Origin of the sequence: Candidatus Thiodiazotropha endoloripes (assembly GCF_001708965.1) — a bacterium.
Taxonomy (GTDB): Bacteria; Pseudomonadota; Gammaproteobacteria; order Chromatiales; family Chromatiaceae; genus Thiodiazotropha; species Thiodiazotropha endoloripes.
The window spans coordinates 149,972-166,807 of record NZ_LVJW01000003.1; the positions used below are offsets into that span (position 1 = coordinate 149,972).

Below are 16,836 nucleotides of genomic sequence, written 5' to 3' on the forward strand. Positions count from 1 at the left end.
GCGAAAAAAACGCCAGCATGTTATCGAGTTGAGGCAGCTGTTGCTGCATGGGTGGATTCTCCATCTCTACTCCGGTGATGACCTGGGAGAGTGCCTGACCTGGATGATGGTCAACCAGCCGGAGCGGGTATCCATTATGGTTGCCAGAACTTTTGAGACCCCTTTTTCTCTTCAGACGGAAACTACCTGTCATCCCAGGGCCTATTGGATTGGTGTTCACAGACCCTGACACTCTCTACTTTCCGGTCGATTGATTGGGCAGGACCAGTGACCCGCGCAATCCTGGGGCCGACGGCCATCAATGAGTGACTGGCTGTGCAGTCTGAAGCACTCTGCCCTCCCTGGCCTCAACCGCTGGTCGTTTTGCGGCCGGTTCGGCTACGGCTCATCCTTCACGGCAATCGCATGAGTCTCTTCGATGTAGGCGATCTCTGCTTCAGTCAACTCGATGTTGTCGTAACCGGTCACCATGGTCTTGATGTAGTGGGTGGGTGTCTTGCCCGTTGTGGTCATGTAGATATGGATGATCACGAAGGTACCCATCAGGAATGCCGCTGCGGTATGGATGAAGGCGATCAGGGTCAAGCCGTTAGCCGACCAGCTATGGCCGCTCCACAGGTCGTACACCAAATAGATGATCCCGGAGGCCCAGAGGGCAGGACCGATCAGCACCATGAATGACATGTAGGCCATCGACTGGAGGGCGTTCTGTTTCCTTTGGAGCCCTTTCTTGTAAGGGTGAGGTTCACCGACAAGAATACCGTAGGCATAAAAGCGGATGACCTTCAGCACACCCTCTTTGAACAGATATTGCCGCCATTGGCCGGTGGTGAAATTCCAGAAGGTGGTAAAGACCCAGAGTACGATCAGCGCCAGTGCCCCGTAGGTATGGATCACCACGGCGGTCTGAAAATCGAGCAGGTCATGGGTGCCGTGCAGACCCAGTCCGGTGTAGAACAGGGTGAAAATCAGTATCGCCTGAGACCAATGCCAGAAGCGCTCGTAACGGCTGTAGATCATGACATAGTGTTTTTTGCCCCGTGTCTTGACCTTGGTGTTTTGGCTTGAGTTGTTGGTTTGACTGCTCATTGTGCACCTCCCTGTGATGGTTTCTTACCGAAGACCTTGCGCAACAGGGCGTGCAGCAGTACACCGAGCAGTGCACCGCCGAGCGCGAGATAACCCAGAATATCGAGCCAGCCAAAGCTGTCCCGTCCAGGCATGTAGAAACCGTTCAGATCGGCCAGCCGCCCCTGCTTGCTATGGCAGTCGGCACAATCCATGGCATCCTCTTTGGGAGCAACCATATGGGTGATTGGCCAGAATGAGTAGGTCTCGACGAAATCGAATTCGCCACTGTAGGGCACACGGTTTTTTTCCATGCCCACCTTGATGGCTCGGCCGAAATCGTAGTTGCCCCAATAGGCGTCCCCGTCGTCACCCCACAGGTGCATATAGACCATGGTGTTGTTGCCTTTGTCATAGGGCTGGATGGTATGCATGCGTTTGAACGGCCAGATGCGGGATTGGCCGTCGTTGTGGCTGCCCTGATAACCGTTGATCTCAATCGGCCCCTGGCTGGGATCGAATTTGGTTTCGATGGTGGTGTAATTCATCTGCCCATCAAACCAATCGTAATGGGGTACCAGGTTTTCCGCGTATTCAAAGCTACCCTTGATCGATTTATAGGTGGCCCGATGGGTGCCGTTGGCCTGGGTGTAGTTCTTCTCCTTGAAGCCGGCGCCTTGCTTGGTTTTGCCTGCAGTACGCCAGTCCCAGTCCACCATGGTGGCAACACCGCCGCGGGCGATGGTTGGGATATGGCAGGTCTGACAGGCAATTTTATCGGTATGGCCATTCAGCTTGATGCCGACCAATGTGCTGTAGTCGTGGGGTGCTTCGCTATGGCAGGATTCGCAAGTGGCCACATCCCGACGCTCACCGGGAAGACCCAACCCCTCGGTATCATGTGCGATCACGTTATAGCGGCTGCCAGCCCAGATATGCTGTCGGGTAACATGACAGGTCGTGCAGGCGAAGTTCAGACCTTCGGCGTCCATGTGCACATCCAGTTCACGGCTGGGCCGCTTCAGGGATGAATCCAGGTCACCATGTTTGACTCCATCACCACCGCCGCCATAGAAGTGGCAGGAGCCACAGTTTTCCCGTCCAGGTTTACCCACATTTTGGGCCACCTTGCTCCACTCGATCGGTTTTTTGCCTTCAAACATGATTGAACAGGCTCTGTTGCCGGTTGAGTTGGGGGTTTTGTGGTAGCTGCCGGTGCGGTCGTGACAGACCAGGCAGTCGATGTTCTCCTGTTTGGAGAAATCAAAGTTTTCATCCTTCCAGCCATAGCCGGCATGGCATTGAGCGCACATCCCCTCATTGCCTTTTGCGTTGGTGCAGAAGGTGTTGATCAGGGTCTTCTTACCCAGCTTCTGGCCACTGGCCGGATGATCGTACTCCCAGGTCCAGTGAATCGACTGCATGAAGTGACGGCCCGCTTCGGTGTGACATGAAAGGCAGGCTTCCGTTACTTGCGGACCACTCTTGAAATCCTTCTGCAGGATTTCGAATTTGCTATGGTCGGCGGTTGATTCCCCATCATCCCGGATACTCGGTCCGGTATCCTCGATGATGCGAAAATTCATGTCACTGTCCACCGGTTGACTGCTGTGATCCTCAGTAGCCTGGGTGGGGTGGGGCAGGATCAATATCAGGGTACATACGCCGGCCCTGATACCGGACTTGGCAGCCAGTAAGCGTTGTTTATGCATCTTGAATCCGTGATGACGGTTATGACCGCGACACATAAACAGCTTCGGCCCGGTCCTGTTCGTTCCTACCTGAGCTTAATTCAGGTACTCAATTAAGGGAGTGTTTCGTCCCCGCGGGGCTGAGCGTACTCGGCTTCGTACCACATGACATTGATAATTCCCAATGCCAATGCCGGCAGTACGCCAACAACCCTGGTGAAGTACCCCATAAAGAAATTTCTTAATATTTAATGCTTTACTGTTTAATAGGCTGATCTGCAATTATGTATCTCTTGAATGCAGAGACGCTCCCTCATGTTTCGATAGTTCAGGCGATGTATGCGATCGCGATGGGCAGAAAGATCGGCAACGCCCAGAGCATCACAGTCAATGTGAGATGGCTGGATGTAGCGTCCCAAACCGTCAGGCTACAGGGACCAATACCGGTTACTGACAGTCCAGAAGAAAATATGTAAGTGTCTGTTTTTTTTAGCAGCTTGTCCCAAGTTATATCGAGGGGGATGTAACTTGCAGAAGCTTCATAGAGAGACCGGATCCCGGCCTGCTGCGGGATGATCAGGATTAAAATTCGAATACTATTGACAACTATTTGCGCTGATTAGCGCCCACTAGAATGTTGCGGAGTTCCAGCCCCACAGATGGCGCTCCGCGGAACTGAACTCGATATAGACTCGGTCTTCCGGGATGTGCAGCTGCTGCTGCATCAGCAGACAGAGCAGCTTGGAGAAATCCCCGGTACGATCCCCGGGCAGTCCGATGCTTTTCAGCTCCAGGTAGGCGGTGGTAGCGGTGGTGCCGTTGAAGATCATGTGAGGACTGTGCACGTAGTCGACCATCACATAGCGCTCCGGTTTACCCAACATCTCGGCGACTGTTGCCGAGGCGGTTGTCAGCAGCTCCTTCAAGCGGTCTTCATCAACGGTCTGATTGGTGGTGATTCTGAGTAGTGGCATATCGTTCTACTTACAATACTCTTCGATCTGTTGTTGCGCTTCCTCAATCCGCTCCTGCTTCTGCTCATCCGAGAGTCGCAGATACTCGTCGCCGGCTTTATAGAGACGGTTACCCAGGCTCTTCAGGGTCTGTAGATTTGACCTGGCCGCCTTGCAGTTCTCTTCGCGCAGCTTCCGGCTCTCCTGACTCTCCTTCTGTTCAGCCTTTTTCAGGGCTCTGTCCTCTTCCCGGTCTGCCAGCTCCTGGCGTAACTTCTGTAAACGCTGTTTGGCTGCCGCCGCATCGCTGGAGGGAGCGCTGTAGGTCTTGACCACTTCGGATTCGCCCTGGGGAGGTGGTGTTTGAGAGTAGGTGACGACACCATCCTCGTTTACCCAGCGGTAGGTTTCTGCGGATATTGCGGTAGAAATCAGTAACGGAAGTATGAGGAGGATTCTTGATTGCACTGCAGGTTCCCTGTCAATCCGGTTGCACGATTGATTGATATTATGGGGCATGGGCGGTTGATGGCAAGCCACAATCAGTGAAATCACACCATGACAGGGGTATATCCGCTTGACCTGCTAGTGGAGTATTAGTATTTTGCACTGTTTCGATATTGTTTTTGCGCTCGACAGACAAATCGGCGCAACTGGAGGCATCACGTGGAACTAAGCGGTGGCGAGATCATCGTTCAATGTTTGAGAGATGAAGGCGTAGAGCATGTTTTCGGCTACCCTGGTGGGGCCGTTCTGCATATCTACGATGCACTCTTCAAACAGAAAGAGCTGAAGCACATCCTGGTACGTCATGAACAGGCTGCCGGACATGCCGCGGACGGCTATGCCCGTGCCACCGGCAAGCCCGGTGTGGTACTGGTAACCTCAGGCCCAGGCGCGACCAATGTGGTCACCGGCGTTGCCACCGCCTTTATGGATTCCATTCCTATGGTGGTGCTGACCGGACAGGTACCGACACCGGTGATCGGCAGTGATGCCTTTCAGGAGGTTGATACCGTCGGTATCACCCGCCCCTGCGTGAAGCATAATTTTCTGGTCAAGCGGCTGGAGGATCTGGCTGACACCATTAAAAAGGCGTTCTATATCGCCACCACCGGACGACCTGGTCCCGTGGTCATCGATATCCCCAAGGATATTACCGATCCCGGCATCAAGATCCCCTACCACTATCCGAACAAAGTGAAGATGCGTTCCTACAATCCGGTTGTGAAGGGGCATCTGGGGCAGATCAAGAAGGCGGTCAAGATTCTGATGGAAGCGGAACGCCCGGTCTTCTATACCGGTGGCGGTGTGGTGCTGGACGATGCAGCCAAGCCGCTCACCGACCTGGTGGATACCCTCGGTTTCCCGATTACCCAGACCTTGATGGGACTGGGCGCCTATCCTGGCAGCGGCAAGAACTTTCTCGGCATGCTGGGGATGCATGGTACCTATGAGGCCAACATGGCGATGCATGAGACTGACGTGCTGATCGCTGTCGGTGCCCGCTTCGATGACCGGGTTACCGGCCACGTCAAGCAGTTCTGTCCCGATGCGACCATCATCCATGTGGACATAGACCCCTCATCCATCTCCAAGAACGTGCGGGTCGATGTGCCGATTGTCGGACCGGTCAAGCAGGTGCTGAAGGACATGCTCAAGGTGGTCAATGAGGGCGACAAGAAGCCGAAGCAGCAGTCGCTGAAAAAGTGGTGGAAGCAGATCGACAAATGGCGCGCCATGGACTGCATGAAGTACGACAAAAAGAGCGAGCTGATCAAGCCCCAGCAGGCGGTTGAGGTGCTGCACAAGGTAACCAAGGGCGACGCCTATGTGACCTCCGATGTGGGGCAGCACCAGATGTTCGCCGCTCAGTTCTATCGCTTTGACAAACCCCGTCGCTGGATCAACTCCGGTGGTCTGGGCACCATGGGCTTCGGTCTGCCGGCGGCGATCGGTGTACAGATGGCCCATCCCAAGGCGGATGTGGCGGTGGTCACCGGTGAATCGAGTATTCAGATGTGTATCCAGGAGCTGGCCACCTGTCTGCAGTACGATCTGCCGATCAAGATCATTCTGTTGAACAATGGCTACATGGGTATGGTTCGTCAGTGGCAGGAGTTCTTCTACGACAGCCGCTACTCCCAGTCGGGGATGAGTGTGACACCGGATTTCGTCAAGCTGACCGAGTCCTATGGACATATCGGCATGCGTGTCGAGAAGTCGGAAGATCTGGAAGGGGCGATGAAAGAGGCCTTCTCCCATAAAGATCGTCTGGTGTTCCTGGATGTGGTGGTCGACCCGTCTGAAAATGTCTACCCGATGATTGCGGCGGGCAAGGGGCATCACGAGATGTATCTGTCACCTGGGAGTGAGTTGGTCTGATGAGGCATATCATATCTATTCTGATGGAGAACGAGTCCGGTGCACTGGCGCGGGTGGCCAATCTGTTTACCGCCCGGGGCTACAACATCGAGTCCCTCACCGTGGCGCCGACTGAGGATCTGAGTCTGTCCCGTATGACCCTGGTCACCAGTGGCAGTGATGAGATCATCGAGCAGATCACCAAACAGCTGAACAAGCTGGTGGATGTGGTGAAGCTGGTCGATCTCACCGAAGGGGGTCATCTTGAGCGGGAGATGATGATGATCAAACTGCGTGCTGAGCGCACCCAACGGGAGGAGATCAAACGACTGGTCGATATCTTCCGTGGCAAGATCATCGATGTCACCGATACCAGCTACACCGTTGAACTGACCGGTGCGGCCAGTAAACTTAACGCCTTCATCGAGGCGGTGAACGAAGAGCTGATCATCGAAGTGGTGCGAACCGGCCCTTCCGGCATCGGTCGCGGTCCAAAAGGCTTGAGTCTGTAATCGGATCGATCTGCGCCGGGGGAAACTGTTGCTGGTCCGGGATGGTCGACCGGCAGCCTACCGGTGAATGATGGACTCTGGCACAATCGGCCCGTTAAAAATCTAACCCAATTAATTTGAAATTTTCCGAAGGAAACAACATGGCTATCAATGTTTATTACGACAAAGACTGTGATCTCAATATCATCAAGGGAAAAACAGTCTCCATCATCGGTTACGGTTCTCAGGGGCATGCCCATGCCAATAATCTGCAGGATTCCGGTGTCAATGTCATCGTTGGTCTGCGTGAAGGCTCTCCTTCGGCGATCAAGGCCGGCAATGCAGGTCTGACCGTAAAATCGATCGAAGAGGCGGTGAAGGCTGCGGATATCGTTATGATCCTGGCCCCTGATGAGTTTCAGGCAGACCTCTATCGCAACCAGATCGAGCCCAACATCAAGGAATCCGCAGCCCTGGCCTTTGCCCATGGCTTCGCCATCCACTACAACCAGATCGTCCCCCGTGAGGATCTTGACGTGATCATGATCGCACCGAAAGCGCCTGGACACACCGTTCGCAGTGAATACGTCAAAGGTGGCGGTATTCCGGATCTGGTTGCTGTCTATCAGGATGCCACCGGCACAGCGATGGATACCGCACTCTCCTACGCTTCCGCCATCGGCGGTGGTCGTACCGGTATTATCGAGACCACTTTCAAGGATGAGACCGAAACCGATCTGTTCGGTGAGCAGGCGGTACTCTGCGGTGGTGCGGTTGAGCTGGTGAAGGCCGGCTTCGAAACCCTGACCGAGGCGGGTTATGCCCCGGAAATGGCCTACTTCGAATGTCTGCATGAGCTGAAGCTGATCGTCGACCTGATGTACGAAGGCGGTATCGCCAACATGAACTACTCCATCTCCAACAATGCGGAGTATGGTGAATACGTGACCGGACCCAAGGTGATCAACGACGAGAGCCGTTGGGCGATGAGAGAGGCGCTGCATAATATCCAGACCGGTGAATATGCCAAAAACTTCGTCTCTGAAGGCGCATTGGGTTATCCCTCAATGACCGCCTATCGCAGACTCAATGAAGAGCACCCGATCGAGCAGGTGGGTGAGCGTCTGCGCGGCATGATGCCCTGGATCAAAAAGATCGTCGACAAGTCGAAAAACTGATCCTTACTGACTCTGGCCCGGGTCTCTTTGAGCCGGGCCAGTCTGACTCCCCGCCTGCTGCAGAGACGCCATGCAACGAACTGGTTGACTGCAGAATTCGAAAACTGCTCCATCCTGTCACTCATTATTCTGTTAGACCAATAAAACCTGGCCGGAATGGATTTGATCTGGCGCAGAATCGTCTATAATGGCGGGCTTTCCAAGCTTCTTTTGTGGGAGATTCCGGATGTCCAAAGCGGATGTTAAAAAGGTGGTTCTGGCCTATTCAGGCGGTCTTGATACCTCGATCATCGTCAAATGGCTGCAGGATGAGTATCAGTGTGAGGTGGTGACCTTCACCGCCGATGTAGGTCAGGGTGAAGAGGTCGAGCCGGTTCGCGCCAAGGCCGAAGCCGCCGGCATCAAAGAGATCTATATCGAGGATCTGACCGAAGAGTTCGTACGTGACTACGTCTTCCCCATGTTTCGCGCCAATGCGATCTATGAGGGTGAGTATCTGCTCGGCACCTCCATTGCCCGCCCGCTGATCGCCAAACGGCTGATCGAAATCGCCAATGAGACCGGCGCAGACGCCATCTCCCATGGGGCCACAGGTAAAGGTAACGACCAGGTCCGCTTCGAGCTTGGCGCCTACGCGTTGCGCCCGGATATCAGGATCATCGCCCCCTGGCGGGAGTGGGATCTCAATTCCCGTGAAAAACTGCTCGCCTACGCAGAGGATCACGGCATCTCCATCGAAATGAAGCGGGAGGGCAAGAAGTCCCCCTACTCCATGGACGCCAATCTGCTGCACATCTCCTACGAGGGCTACGATCTGGAAGATCCCTGGACCGAGCCGGGTAATGAGATGTGGCGTTGGTCGGTTTCACCCGAGGAGGCGCCGGATCAGGCGACCACCATCGAGATCGGCTTCGAACAGGGTGATCCGGTCTCCATCGACGGTGAGCGTCTCTCACCCGCGTCACTGCTGCTCAAGCTCAACCAACTGGGTGGCGCCAACGGTATCGGTCGGGCGGATATCGTAGAGAACCGCTATGTGGGCATGAAGTCACGGGGCTGCTATGAGACCCCCGGTGGCACCATCCTGCTGAAGGCCCATCGGGCGATGGAGTCCCTGACCCTGGATCGGGAAGCGGCTCACATGAAAGATGAGCTGATGCCCCGCTACGCCAAACTGATCTACAACGGCTACTGGTTCGCCCCGGAGCGGGAGATGCTGCAGGCGGCCATCGACAAGACCCAGTCCGTGGTGAACGGTGTCGTGCGGGTCAAACTCTACAAAGGCAATGTCAGCGTCGTTGGTCGCAAGTCCGACACCAACAGCCTGTTCGACGAGTCGATCGCCACCTTCGAAGACGATGCGGGCGCCTACAACCAGCAGGATGCGGAGGGCTTCATCAAGCTCAACGCCCTGCGCCTGAGAGTTGCCGCCAGCAAAGAGGATTGAAGGTGCTTTTTTAGTCCTTCTCAGCGCGTATTTGGTGGGGCCATGCCCCACCAAATAATCTAAAAACGCATCTACTCAATAACCTGAGCGGCGGCACGCAGGATCAGGCTGCTGTCGGCACCGGCTTTGTGCGCCTCTTCGCTGAGCATTCGGCGCCACTTCTTGGCCCCCGGCAGGCCTTGAAACAGTCCCAGGATATGCCGGGTGATGCGGTTGATCGGAGTGCCCGCAGAGAGCTCCTGATCGATGTAAGGGATCATCGACTCGATGATCTGGTGACGGCTTGAAGGGTTTCCCTCAGAACCGTAAATCAGACTGTCCGCCTGAGAGAGGATCCATGGATTGTTGTAAGCCTCCCGGCCGATCATCACCCCATCCACCTGTTTCAGGTTCTGCTCGACCTGCTCAAGGGTGGTGATGCCCCCATTGATGATGATCTCCAGAGCAGGGAAATCCTGCTTCAGTTGATGCACCGTCTCATAGTGCAGGGGAGGGATCTCCCGGTTCTCTTTGGGGCTCAACCCCTGCAGCCAGGCTTTGCGTGCATGCACGATAAAAGTCTCGCAACCGGCTTCCGATACCCTGCCGACAAAATCACACAGCGCCTGGTAGCTGTCCTGGTCGTCCACGCCGATGCGGTGTTTGACAGTGACATCGACCACGACCTGATCGCGCATCGCCTTGACGCAGTCTGCGACCAACTCAGGGGTCAGCATCAGGCAGGCGCCGAAGCGGCCCGACTGGACCCGGTCGGAGGGACAGCCCACATTCAGGTTGATCTCATCATATCCCCACGCCTCACCCAGCTTGGCACACTCGGCCAGCGCCTCGGGCTCACTGCCGCCCAGTTGCAGAGCCACTGGATGTTCACTGGGGTCGAAGTCGAGAAAGCGGGCGCGATTGCCGTGCAGTATGGCGCCGGTGGTCACCATTTCTGTATAGAGAAGCACATGGCTGGAGATCAGGCGCAGGAAATAGCGGCAGTATCGATCGGTCCAGTCCAGCATTGGGGCGATGGAGAGTATTCGGTCAGGCACGGAATCAGTTCAGTTGATGCTATCTGGTGGAGGCTTAAGGCCAGGGGAGTCGTCTCAGACATGAGAATTTTCGAGCAAAAAGGGGTAAAAGACAAATGTGAGTATATGCAATGGAAGAGGGGGGAGGTGGGGCAGAGCCCCACCAGACAAAAGCGAGACTTGGTTTAAACGGCGCCCCAGCCCTCTCTTTTTACATCTGTCGCACCAGCGATGACATCAGCAAGTGGTGCGGTGGGATATTTCGGTTTATAGCTCTTTAGCTCATCCAGCAGGGTAACCAGCTTGTCAGCGGATGACTGTCCCTTGAAGTCGCTCTTTTCCAGCGCCAGTTCATCGATGACCTCGTTCCAGGGTACTCCCTGAACCAAGGGAATCAGTACGAAAGTGATGCCTTCGATCTCCACCTGGGCCGGTGATTCGATATTCACCACATAGAGCAGTGCCTTCATCTCCGGTGAGAAGAGATCCTTATATTTTTCGGTCAGGGTGTTGATCGAAGCGATGTCGTCGATGGAGCCGACCAGCAGTTTCAATTTCTCGTCGCCAAGCAGCACTGCGCCACGCATCACTTCGACAGGGGGTTTTGTGTGACCTTTTTCATCGGCAATCTCCCCTTCGACCAGCACCAGTTCGCCGCGATAGGCGTAGAGCCCTGAGGTGGAAGTCTGATCCAGGAAGTTGGTATTGAAGAGCAGGCCCTCTTCTTTGAATAGCTGCAGTGGCATGATTTAACTCCAATTAATTTGTGGTTAATGCCAGTGAGCAATCTTGGTGCCAATCAGATCATGATTTGTAATTATTAATGATTACAATGACTAAGGTAGATATGGTTTGGTCTTCAGATGGACATTGTTGAGTATGCGACAACGGCAATTCAACCAATGTCGGGTGTCTGCCAGGATCACCAAAGCGGCAGCTTCAGTGCCAAATCAGTTTTGTGCCAGAGACTCACGAATAAAGCGCTTCCAGTCGTCGAATCGTTTCTGCAAAAGCAGCATGCCGTCAAAATAGGGCACCACCTGGTTGTTGCGGATAATCTCGCGGCCCTTGGGGCCCAGGGCGAACTGGATGAAGCGGTCCGACTCCTTGCTGTTGGGGGAGCTTTTACTGAGCACCAGGTAGAGCGGGCGATAGAGCAGATAGTCCCCGGTGCGGATGTTTTCAAAACTTGGATCCCGGCCTTCGAGTTTGAGGATCTTGAAATCCCGTTTGTAGGCACTGGCGACACCGGTGACCGCAATCGCATTGGGATTCACTTCGACGTTCTTCTCCAGAGGGCCCGAAGAGGGGAACTCCTGGTGGCCGATAAACACCGCTTTCGGGTCTTCGAAGAGGTGTTTGCGCAGGGTGTAGCCAACACCGGAGATCTTTCCCTGACGGATCAGCAACTCCAATGGCTGTTTTTTGCCTCCGAGCTGAGACCAGTTGGTGATCTTGCCCTGGTAGAGACTGCGCAGCTGAGAGAGGCTGATCGACTCGATGGGGTTGGATTTGTGTACCACAACCACCAGCGCATCCCAGGCAACCGGGACCATGGTGGCTGCCGCCTCTTCCCTGGACATGTTTAGGGTGAAGCGACAGGCACCACCGATATCGGCCTGTTTGCTGGTGATGGCGCGGATCCCTTTGGTGGCGCCGCCACCGGAGATATTGATATTGACGCCGGTCTTCTCATGATAGGCGGCCGCCAGATCGGCCATGAAGGCGTTCCGGGTGATGCCACAGCCGACCCAGGAGAGTTCCATCGCCAGTGACATGGCCGGCAGTAGGGTCAGTATCAATAAGCTAATGATTTTATTACGCAAAACGGGCCTCTTCTCAGTGATTGGGTGGTTATCATAGGCATCCTTCGAATGACAGGGTATTTTGGTAGGATAAATAGTAGTCAATTATTATTAACTGTACGTCGTATAAGGAATGAAATTCCTGATTCGCTCTGAAAATTGTCACGAATTTGACCCCCTGCTCAAAACTGAGATGCTTCAGGAAGGAGGGTAATAGGTTGGCTTGCAGGGTGAATGACGAGGGGCTATGTGTTGCTTCAGTAAAGTGATGGGTAGACTCAAGATGCCCAGAACCACGGATCCCTATGTTTCGATATTTCCTGTTTATATTGGTGCTGTCTATTTCTGTATCATCCATCCAGTCGGCTGAATCTCTACCGCTGGACAGAGTGCTTGATCTGCGCGGTGAGCAGCTGGGGGGGGACTTCACCCTGCAATCGAGTCAGGGCGAGTTCTCTTTGGAGCAGCTGAGAGGCAAGGTGGTGGTGCTGTTTTTTGGTTACACCAAGTGCCCGGATGTCTGTCCCTCCTCCCTGGCTTTGTTATCCCAGGCGTTGAATGAGCTCAGCGAGGAAGAGCTGCAACAGGTCCATGGGGTATTCATCAGCGTCGATCCCAAGCGCGACACGATTCAGGCCCTGGATGACTATCTCAGCTATTTCCACCCCAATCTGATTGGTGTTACCGGCAGTGAAAGTGAGGTAGCCAAGGTGGCCAAACTTTATGGTGCGCAATATGTGGAAGTGAAATTGGAGGCGTCAGCATTCGCCTATGCGGTTGATCACTCAGCAACCACCTATCTGATTTCACCAGAGGGTGAGTTGCGCTTCCTGCTGCCCCACCAAACCCCTTCGGTGATGATACTTGAAGCGATCCGTTACTTGCTCGCTGAGCGGTAATAGCGTGTTGCCTGCCAGCGCCCCATTGAGACAATCCTGGTACGACTACAACAGCTTGCTCAGCATTTCACCCACTTCCTGATCATCAAGTGCGGTAAAGGTCTCCCAGTCGATGATGTCCGTCCAGCGGGATAGCCACTCCTGAATGATCTTTGCATCAGGTGTATCGACAACCAGCCAGAAGAGTTTCGACGAGGGATCATGCCAACGTGTGATCAGTGTGCAAGGCTCTGGAGGTATGGCATGCTCGCCACTTGCGAATCTTCCACCAACCTCCTGCAACGTGGTTCTTTGCCAACTACCGATGATCATGAGTTTCATTATTCTGCTTCTCCGGAATTGTCGTTATTATCATTGTTAACATAGTGCAGTCAGATCGCAGCTGCCAAGTTGAATCGGAGGACCTTGTGCCCGCTAGTCTTTCAGCATCCCCTGGTGCTCGATGAAGTCGATGATCTGCTGCAGACCTTGCCCCGTCTTCATATTGGTAAAGACGAACGGACGCTCCTTGCGCATTCGCAGGGTATCCTCTTCCATCACTTCCAGGGAGGCACCGACATGGGGCGCCAGGTCGATCTTGTTGATGATCAACAGGTCTGAACGGGTGATGCCCGGACCGCCTTTGCGGGGCATCTTCTCCCCCTCCGCCACATCCAGAACATAGATGGTCAGGTCAGCCAGCTCCGGACTGAAGGTGGCGCTCAGGTTGTCACCACCACTTTCGATGAAAACCAGATCCAGATCAGCGTGACGCTGACAAAGGTCCTCTACGGCGGCCAGGTTCATCGAAGCATCCTCGCGGATCGCGGTATGCGGGCAACCGCCGGTCTCGACGCCGATGATCCGGCTCTCATCCAGCGCCTGGCTGCGCATCAGGAATTTGGCATCCTCCTGGGTATAGATGTCGTTGGTCACCACCGCCAGCTGATAGTGATCCCGCATCGCTTTACACAGGGCGTCGAGAAGGGCGGTTTTGCCGGAGCCGACTGGACCGCCGACGCCGACTCTCAGGGGTGAGGCTTGGCTCATCTGTTGTTCTCTCTATGATCGGTAAATTCTGGTGTATTGGGTTTCATGCAGGCTGCTGGCAATCGCCTGGGCCGGACTGGAGTGACCGATCTCCTCGTCATGCCGGGAGAGTCCGGTCTTCACCAGGGCTGGAATCTGCTCGATGCAGGCCTGCAGAATCCGTTGTCCCGCCATCTGCCCGAGGGGGATGATCTTGACCCCGGCCAGGGTGATGTTCTCAAGCCAGCTCCAGAGATAACCTTCCGCCGCCTGTTTGATGCCGATCTGCCAGTGGTGAGCGACAAAGGCATAGCCGCTGAGGTGGTTGTTTTTGATCACGTCGAGCCAGGCGGCGTCCGTTTGGATCTCCCATTGGGGTAGCAGCGCAGCCAGGGCTCTCGCCCGGCTGGTCTCCTCTTCGCGCAGTTCACGGGTCTCCCTACTGGCGCTCAGGTATCGGCTCCAGTAGTTGAAGCGCTCCAGGTCCTTTTTTTCACAGCTCTCATAGAGCCGCTGTAACAGGGGCAGGTCCAGGTGGGTCAGACTGGTCTGCAGCAGATTCTCTGTCCACTGCAGCAGATCGGCTTCATCCTTGACCCAGTTATCCTCGACCGCCCACTCCAACCCCTGGGAGTAGGCAAAACTTCCCAGTGGTAGTGAGGGGCTTACCAGGTGCATCAGCCGTAGTCTGTTCAGATTGCTATCAGTGATGGTGTGCATGGCTGTGCCCCTGGTGTTGGCGTCCCTGGTCAGCGCTGCCGCCATAGGCGCCGGGCTCCGGTTCGAAGGGAGCTTCTGCGACCGTCACCTGCAGACCCAGGCCGGCCAGCATCTCATCCAGCACATGGTCATGGGGATAGCTGATGCGCCCGGCTTCAATCTGGATCGAAACATGGCGGTTACCGAGGTGATAACAGGCCCGGGAGAGAAGGTGGGGATCGTCGGTCTCCACTATCGAGAGGGTCTCATCAGCGGCTTTTATGCGGATCACCAGTCCGGAGTCTGTGGAGAGCAGGTCCCCCTCTTTCAGGGTGGTGCCCCTGGGCAGCAACAGGCCCGCATCCCGGCCATCGTCGAGGGTTACCCTGAGCCGGCTTTTTATCCGACTCTGCAACGGCAGGGTGAGGGTGGCTTCAATCTGCTCTGCCTGTTCGATTTTATTGGTCAATTTGATCATTGATTGTCTTAGGACCAGTTAACAGGATGCCAATCAGAACAGAAAGTATTTCTGCGCCATGGGCAGTTCTAACGCCGGTTCACAGCTCAGCAGGGTGCCATCGGCTTTGACCTGATAGGTTTGCGGATCCACCTCGATCTCCGGTTGATAGTCGTTGAGGATCATTCCGGCTTTGTTGATCGAACGGCATTGGCTGACGGTGCCGATCTGAGACTTCAGTTCAAGCTGTTGATCCACCCCGGCCGCTTTTGCCGCCTCTGAAACAAAGGTCATGCGGGTTGCCTGACAGGCTGGCCCCAAGGTGCCGAACATATTTCTGTAGTGCACCGGCTGAGGGGTTGGAATCGAGGCATTGGGATCACCCATCGGCGCGGCGGCGATCATGCCGCCCTTGATGATCAGGCTCGGCTTGGTGCCGAAGAAGGCTGGCTTCCAGAGTACCAGGTCGGCTAGTTTACCCACCTCCACCGAGCCCACTTCATGGGCAATGCCATGGGCCAGCGCCGGGTTGATGGTGTACTTGGCGATATAGCGTCTGGCCCGCAGGTTGTCGTGCTGTTGCGGATCTCCCTCCAGGCTGCCCCGCTGTATCTTCATCTTGTGGGCGGTCTGCCAGGTTCTGGTGATCACTTCACCAACCCTTCCCATGGCCTGTGAATCGGAAGCGATCATGGAGAAGGCCCCCAGGTCGTGCAGAATATCCTCGGCGGCGATGGTTTCACGGCGGATACGGGATTCCGCAAACGCCACATCCTCGGCGATATTGGGATCCAGGTGGTGGCACACCATCAGCATGTCCAGGTGTTCGTCCACGGTGTTGATGGTGTAGGGCCGGGTCGGGTTGGTGGAGGAGGGCAGCACATTGGCCTGGCCACAGGCCTTGATGATATCCGGTGCATGGCCGCCGCCGGCGCCTTCGGTATGGTAGGTGTGGATGGTGCGCCCCTTCATGGCATTCAGGGAGTGCTCCACGAAACCCGATTCATTCAGGGTATCGGTATGGATCGCGACCTGTACATCGTAGTGGTCGGCAACGCTCAGGCAGTTGTCGATCGCCGCCGGGGTGGTGCCCCAGTCTTCGTGCAACTTGAGACCGATGGCGCCGGCCAGGATCTGTTCGTTCAGCGCCTCAGGCAGGCTGGCGTTGCCTTTGCCCAGATAGCCCAGGTTCATGGGCAGACTCTCTGAAGCCTGCAGCATGCGTTGGATATGCCAGGGCCCCGGGGTGCAGGTGGTGGCATTGGTGCCGGTTGCCGGACCGGTGCCACCGCCAAGCATGGTGGTGACGCCGGACATCAAGGCATCCTCCACCTGCTGGGGGCAGATGAAATGGATGTGAGAATCGATGCCGCCGGCGGTAACAATGGAGCCCTCTCCGGCGATCGCTTCGGTGCCCGGGCCGATGACGATATTCACGCCGGGCTGAACGTCCGGGTTGCCGGCTTTGCCGATGCTGCTGATGCGACCATCCTTGAGGCCGATGTCGGCTTTGACCACCCCCCAGTGATCCAGGATCAGGGCGTTGGTGATCACCGTATCCACCGTCTCGGCACTGACCCGCTGACTCTGGCCCATGCCGTCACGGATCACTTTACCACCGCCGAACTTTACCTCGTCACCATACTGGGTATGGTCCTGTTCCACTTCAATCAGGAGTTCGGTGTCGCCCAGTCTGACCCGGTCGCCGACGCTGGCGCCATACATCTCCGCATAGGCTTTTTTGCTGATGCTGCTCATCG

Annotated in this window: 19 protein-coding genes; 6 read left to right on the top strand and 13 right to left on the bottom strand. The window is 55.5% G+C overall.

Annotated features, from left to right (window positions below; translation table 11 throughout):
- Positions 1 to 28 precede the first annotated feature (28 nt).
- Positions 29 to 229 (top strand): hypothetical protein, encoded by a 201-nt coding sequence (locus tag A3193_RS00700; protein ID WP_069004288.1) that lies wholly within the window; start codon positions 29 to 31, stop codon positions 227 to 229.
- Between the two features lie 149 nt (positions 230 to 378).
- On the opposite strand, the gene A3193_RS00705 is transcribed toward A3193_RS00700, so the two are convergent.
- From A3193_RS00705 to A3193_RS00725, 5 genes are all read right to left on the bottom strand, one after another.
- On the bottom strand, positions 379 to 1,089 hold the full coding sequence (locus tag A3193_RS00705) for a cytochrome b/b6 domain-containing protein (RefSeq protein WP_069004289.1): 711 nt from the start codon (positions 1,087 to 1,089) through the stop codon (positions 379 to 381).
- Positions 1,086 to 2,780, bottom strand: coding sequence for a tetrathionate reductase family octaheme c-type cytochrome (locus tag A3193_RS00710; RefSeq protein ID WP_069014689.1), 1,695 nt, complete (start codon positions 2,778 to 2,780; stop codon positions 1,086 to 1,088). Before A3193_RS00710 ends, A3193_RS00705 begins: the two co-directional genes overlap by 4 nt.
- A 92-nt stretch (positions 2,781 to 2,872) precedes the next feature.
- Positions 2,873 to 2,989 carry a cytochrome bd oxidase small subunit, CydX/CbdX family gene (locus tag A3193_RS20330; protein ID WP_141694528.1) on the bottom strand — a complete coding sequence of 39 codons (117 nt, stop codon included), beginning with the start codon at positions 2,987 to 2,989 and terminating at the stop codon, positions 2,873 to 2,875.
- Between the two features lie 399 nt (positions 2,990 to 3,388).
- Entirely contained in the window at positions 3,389 to 3,733 is a 345-nt protein-coding gene (locus tag A3193_RS00720; RefSeq protein WP_069013789.1) for a phenylpyruvate tautomerase MIF-related protein, read from the bottom strand.
- Between the two features lie 6 nt (positions 3,734 to 3,739).
- On the bottom strand, positions 3,740 to 4,180 hold the full coding sequence (locus A3193_RS00725; RefSeq protein WP_162272410.1) for a DUF4124 domain-containing protein: 441 nt from the start codon (positions 4,178 to 4,180) through the stop codon (positions 3,740 to 3,742).
- A 198-nt stretch (positions 4,181 to 4,378) separates the two neighbouring features.
- Here A3193_RS00725 and A3193_RS00730 point away from each other — a divergent pair, with 198 nt between their 5' ends.
- From A3193_RS00730 to A3193_RS00745, 4 genes are all read left to right on the top strand, one after another.
- The gene (locus A3193_RS00730; RefSeq protein ID WP_069004294.1) at positions 4,379 to 6,097 is read left to right on the top strand and encodes an acetolactate synthase 3 large subunit; all 1,719 of its coding nucleotides are present in this window, start codon (positions 4,379 to 4,381) and stop codon (positions 6,095 to 6,097) included.
- Positions 6,097 to 6,588, top strand: coding sequence for an acetolactate synthase small subunit (ilvN, locus tag A3193_RS00735; protein ID WP_068987702.1), 492 nt, complete (start codon positions 6,097 to 6,099; stop codon positions 6,586 to 6,588). The genes A3193_RS00730 and ilvN overlap by 1 nt, the downstream gene beginning before the upstream one ends.
- A 146-nt stretch (positions 6,589 to 6,734) precedes the next feature.
- Positions 6,735 to 7,745: a ketol-acid reductoisomerase gene (ilvC, locus tag A3193_RS00740; protein WP_069014690.1), complete on the top strand. Its 1,011-nt coding sequence runs from the start codon at positions 6,735 to 6,737 to the stop codon at positions 7,743 to 7,745.
- A gap of 226 nt (positions 7,746 to 7,971) precedes the next feature.
- Complete coding sequence (locus tag A3193_RS00745; protein ID WP_069013790.1) at positions 7,972 to 9,192, top strand: argininosuccinate synthase; 1,221 nt, start codon at positions 7,972 to 7,974, stop codon at positions 9,190 to 9,192.
- A 71-nt stretch (positions 9,193 to 9,263) separates the two neighbouring features.
- On the opposite strand, the gene dusA is transcribed toward A3193_RS00745, so the two are convergent.
- The 3 genes from dusA to A3193_RS00760 form a co-directional block, all read right to left on the bottom strand.
- Entirely contained in the window at positions 9,264 to 10,229 is a 966-nt protein-coding gene (gene dusA, locus A3193_RS00750; RefSeq protein WP_071932377.1) for a tRNA dihydrouridine(20/20a) synthase DusA, read from the bottom strand.
- A 164-nt stretch (positions 10,230 to 10,393) separates the two neighbouring features.
- Positions 10,394 to 10,954 (bottom strand): hypothetical protein, encoded by a 561-nt coding sequence (locus tag A3193_RS00755; protein WP_069004297.1) that lies wholly within the window; start codon positions 10,952 to 10,954, stop codon positions 10,394 to 10,396.
- Positions 10,955 to 11,158: 204 nt separating this feature from the next.
- Positions 11,159 to 12,034 carry a phosphate ABC transporter substrate-binding protein gene (locus A3193_RS00760; protein WP_139116928.1) on the bottom strand — a complete coding sequence of 292 codons (876 nt, stop codon included), beginning with the start codon at positions 12,032 to 12,034 and terminating at the stop codon, positions 11,159 to 11,161.
- Positions 12,035 to 12,318: 284 nt separating this feature from the next.
- On the opposite strand from A3193_RS00760, the gene A3193_RS00765 reads away from it, so the two are divergent.
- Entirely contained in the window at positions 12,319 to 12,912 is a 594-nt protein-coding gene (locus tag A3193_RS00765; protein ID WP_069013791.1) for an SCO family protein, read from the top strand.
- 45 nt (positions 12,913 to 12,957) lie between these two features.
- On the opposite strand, the gene A3193_RS00770 is transcribed toward A3193_RS00765, so the two are convergent.
- The 5 genes from A3193_RS00770 to ureC all read right to left on the bottom strand — a co-directional run bounded on the left by A3193_RS00770 (position 12,958) and on the right by ureC (position 16,834).
- The gene (locus A3193_RS00770; RefSeq protein ID WP_069013792.1) at positions 12,958 to 13,233 is read right to left on the bottom strand and encodes a DUF3303 domain-containing protein; all 276 of its coding nucleotides are present in this window, start codon (positions 13,231 to 13,233) and stop codon (positions 12,958 to 12,960) included.
- A gap of 93 nt (positions 13,234 to 13,326) precedes the next feature.
- The gene (gene ureG, locus A3193_RS00775) at positions 13,327 to 13,941 is read right to left on the bottom strand and encodes an urease accessory protein UreG (protein WP_069013793.1); all 615 of its coding nucleotides are present in this window, start codon (positions 13,939 to 13,941) and stop codon (positions 13,327 to 13,329) included.
- Positions 13,942 to 13,953: 12 nt separating this feature from the next.
- On the bottom strand, positions 13,954 to 14,640 hold the full coding sequence (locus A3193_RS00780; RefSeq protein ID WP_069013794.1) for an urease accessory protein UreF: 687 nt from the start codon (positions 14,638 to 14,640) through the stop codon (positions 13,954 to 13,956).
- The gene (ureE, locus tag A3193_RS00785) at positions 14,624 to 15,097 is read right to left on the bottom strand and encodes an urease accessory protein UreE (RefSeq protein ID WP_069013795.1); all 474 of its coding nucleotides are present in this window, start codon (positions 15,095 to 15,097) and stop codon (positions 14,624 to 14,626) included. The genes A3193_RS00780 and ureE overlap by 17 nt, the downstream gene beginning before the upstream one ends.
- Before the next feature lie 33 nt (positions 15,098 to 15,130).
- Positions 15,131 to 16,834, bottom strand: coding sequence for an urease subunit alpha (gene ureC / locus A3193_RS00790; protein WP_069013796.1), 1,704 nt, complete (start codon positions 16,832 to 16,834; stop codon positions 15,131 to 15,133).
- Between the last annotated feature and the right edge of the window lie 2 nt (positions 16,835 to 16,836).

What these genes read in the sequence shown, in the direction of transcription:
- ureG (WP_069013793.1), bottom strand. Translation starts at nt 13,941, where the DNA reads ATGAGCCAAGCCTCACCCCTGAGAGTCGGCGTCGGCGGTCCAGTCGGC.
- A3193_RS00710 (WP_069014689.1), bottom strand. Translation starts at nt 2,780, where the DNA reads ATGCATAAACAACGCTTACTGGCTGCCAAGTCCGGTATCAGGGCCGGC.
- A3193_RS00705 (WP_069004289.1), bottom strand. Translation starts at nt 1,089, where the DNA reads ATGAGCAGTCAAACCAACAACTCAAGCCAAAACACCAAGGTCAAGACA.
- ilvN (WP_068987702.1), top strand. Translation starts at nt 6,097, where the DNA reads ATGAGGCATATCATATCTATTCTGATGGAGAACGAGTCCGGTGCACTG.
- ureC (WP_069013796.1), bottom strand. Translation starts at nt 16,834, where the DNA reads ATGAGCAGCATCAGCAAAAAAGCCTATGCGGAGATGTATGGCGCCAGC.
- A3193_RS00770 (WP_069013792.1), bottom strand. Translation starts at nt 13,233, where the DNA reads ATGAAACTCATGATCATCGGTAGTTGGCAAAGAACCACGTTGCAGGAG.
- A3193_RS20330 (WP_141694528.1), bottom strand. Translation starts at nt 2,989, where the DNA reads ATGGGGTACTTCACCAGGGTTGTTGGCGTACTGCCGGCATTGGCATTG.
- A3193_RS00765 (WP_069013791.1), top strand. Translation starts at nt 12,319, where the DNA reads ATGTTTCGATATTTCCTGTTTATATTGGTGCTGTCTATTTCTGTATCA.
- A3193_RS00755 (WP_069004297.1), bottom strand. Translation starts at nt 10,954, where the DNA reads ATGCCACTGCAGCTATTCAAAGAAGAGGGCCTGCTCTTCAATACCAAC.
- A3193_RS00720 (WP_069013789.1), bottom strand. Translation starts at nt 3,733, where the DNA reads ATGCCACTACTCAGAATCACCACCAATCAGACCGTTGATGAAGACCGC.
- A3193_RS00780 (WP_069013794.1), bottom strand. Translation starts at nt 14,640, where the DNA reads ATGCACACCATCACTGATAGCAATCTGAACAGACTACGGCTGATGCAC.
- ureE (WP_069013795.1), bottom strand. Translation starts at nt 15,097, where the DNA reads ATGATCAAATTGACCAATAAAATCGAACAGGCAGAGCAGATTGAAGCC.
- A3193_RS00745 (WP_069013790.1), top strand. Translation starts at nt 7,972, where the DNA reads ATGTCCAAAGCGGATGTTAAAAAGGTGGTTCTGGCCTATTCAGGCGGT.